The organism is Phenylobacterium sp. (genome assembly GCF_031181185.1).
In the GTDB taxonomy this organism is placed as follows: Bacteria; Pseudomonadota; Alphaproteobacteria; order Caulobacterales; family Caulobacteraceae; genus Phenylobacterium.
In genome coordinates, this window is the sequence record NZ_JAPSKZ010000303.1 from 1 (window position 1) to 2,320 (window position 2,320).

Annotated in this window: 2 protein-coding genes and 1 pseudogene; all 3 read left to right on the forward strand. The window is 72.4% G+C overall.

All coding sequences use genetic code 11. The annotated features are described in order from the left end of the window. Window positions 1-280 (forward strand): annotated as a pseudogene (locus RIF93_RS20190) (TonB-dependent receptor); the annotation flags it as partial. A 52-nt stretch (window positions 281-332) separates the two neighbouring features. Next, a complete protein-coding gene (locus RIF93_RS20195) occupies window positions 333-1,730 on the forward strand; it encodes a serine hydrolase domain-containing protein (protein ID WP_309093231.1) in 1,398 nt (465 codons plus the stop codon). A 103-nt stretch (window positions 1,731-1,833) separates the two neighbouring features. Continuing rightward, a partial coding sequence (locus RIF93_RS20200) for a Clp protease N-terminal domain-containing protein (RefSeq protein WP_309093232.1) occupies window positions 1,834-2,320 on the forward strand: 487 nt, incomplete at its 3' end.

Genomic DNA, 2,320 nt, shown 5'->3' on the forward strand with positions numbered 1-2,320 from the left:
GGGCGAGCAGCTGCTGGCCCAGGGCACGCGCGAGATGGCGACCCTGGTCAACCTCGGCTACCGCCGGAAGCTCAGCAAGGACTGGTCCTTCCAGGCCACCGTGCGCGACCTGTTGGACGAGTACGGGGCCGTCACCGAGATCGCCGGCGCCAACTTCACCGACCGCACCAGCGTCACCTTCGGCGGCCGCGCGGCCTACATCGGCCTGACCTGGAATTTCGGCGGCGGGCAGCGCGGACCCGAGCAGTTCGACTTCTCGGCGCCGCAGACCGGCGGCTGACCGCGGTCGCGGTGTTTCACTCCAGCAGACCCGAGCTTCCGGGGAGACCATCATGATCGACCGTCGGCGACTGTTCCCGGCCGTTGGAGCGGCCGGCCTTGCGGCCGCTCTGCCCCTGGCTGCGCGGGCCGAAACGCCTGCGCTCGCGCCCGACGCCGTAGCCGCGCTCGACGCCCTGCGGGCCGGCAGGGACAGCGCCGGCGGGGTGCTGGTCGCGGTGCGGGGCGGCCGGACCGCCGGCGTTTATGCCTGGGGCAAGGCCTCCCTTCCGTTCGACGTCCCGGTCACCGCGCGCACCCTCTTCCACCTCGGCTCGAACGGGAAGTTCATGACCTCGGTCGCGGTGGCCCAGCTGGCCGAGGCGGGGGCGCTGGGTTTCGACGATCCGATCGGGCGGCACATGGCCGACCTCCCGCCGGCCATCGGCGCCGTCAGCATCAGCCACCTGCTGCACCAGACCTCCGGTCTGGTCGACTACGGCAACCTGCTGGAGGACTGGGACCGGCCCCAGACCCGCGAGATCGTGCTCGCCGCCCTGCGGGACCAGCCTGTGCTGTTCCAGCCGGGAGAGAGCTGGAGCTATTCCAACACCAACTACCTGCTGCTCGGCTGGCTCATCGAGACGCTGTCGGGCCAGAGCTACGCCGAATACGTCCAGGCCCGCCTCTTCACCCCGGCCGGAACCCCGACGGCCCGCGCCGACGCCGCCCAGCAGATCGTCCCCGGACGCGCCGAGCCCTATGAGTTCCAGGACGGCGCCTTCCGCCACGCGGTGCGGATGGAGGATGCGGTGTCCCGCGCGGCTGACGGCGGCCTGCTGTTCTCGGCCCTCGACGCAGCGCCGTGGCGGTCGGCGCTGGATCGGAACCGGCTGGTCTCGCCCGCGACCAAACGGCGCCTGCTGATGCCGGCGAAGCTGAACTCCGGGCGGCTCGCGCCCTACGGCTGCGGCGTTTTCCTCGAGCGGGCCCGTGGCCAGGTGGTGTTGCGCCACGGCGGCGGCGTGCCCGGCTTCATCAGCGACTGGGTCACCTGGGCCGAGGCGGACCTCTCCGTCCTCGCCATGACCAACAGCGCGGCCCGGAGCGGCCCCTCGCTGACCGAAATGATCTTCGCCATGGCCGAGTCGATCCAGCCCGGCGTGACCTGGCGCGACCAGCCGCCGATCGGCGACGGCTCCGATCGCCGCGGCCGGATTCTGCGCGGGCTGCTGGAGCGGCCCGCCGGGGCCCCGGCGCCCGACGGCCTGCTGGCCCCCGAGTTGATGCTGCGTCCCGCCGACAGGCTGCGCCGCATGTCCGCCCCCTTCACCCTCGCCCTGCTCGAGCGCTGGCCGGCGGGCGAGCGGCCTGAACAGGGGGAGCTGGAGCGGTACAGGACCGTCAGCGAAGGGCGGGTCCGGGAACTCGTGGTCGGCTGGACCGAGGACGACCGTCTCTACTGGCTCTGACCCTTGCGTGTCCTTGCGGCCACACCCACCTGATCGGCAACCGCACGGCGCGTCGCTTGCATGAGGGCGCGCCGGCGCAGTCCGCCACTCAGGGGATGTCCACGTGAACCTCGATCTCTACTCCGACCGCGCCAAACAGGCTGTCCAGTCGGCCCAGTCGCTGGCCCTCGCCCGACGCCACCAGCAGTTCGCCCCCGAGCACCTGCTCAAGGTGCTGCTGGAGGAGCGCGACGGCCTCGCCCGCAACCTGATCACCGCCGCCGGCGGCGACGCCGCCAAGGCCGAGCAGGCCGTCGAAACCGCCCTGCAGAAGCGGGCCCAGGTCACCGGCGGCTCGGGCCAGCTCTATCTCGACGGCGACACCGCCCGTGTCTTCTCGGCCGCCGAACAGGCGGCGAAGAAGGCCGGCGACGCCTTCGTCACCACCGAACGCCTGCTGTGGGCCATCGCGAAGGAGGGCGGCGTCGCCGCCACCGTGCTGGCCTCCGTCGGCGCCACGCCCGACAAGCTCGAGACCGCCATCGCCGAGGTGCGCAAGGGCAAGACCGCCGATTCCGCCGCCGCCGAGGACGCTTACGACGCGCTCAAGC

Excerpts from the sequence above, each read along its gene's own strand:
- RIF93_RS20195 (WP_309093231.1), top strand. The coding sequence starts at position 333 with ATGATCGACCGTCGGCGACTGTTCCCGGCCGTTGGAGCGGCCGGCCTT.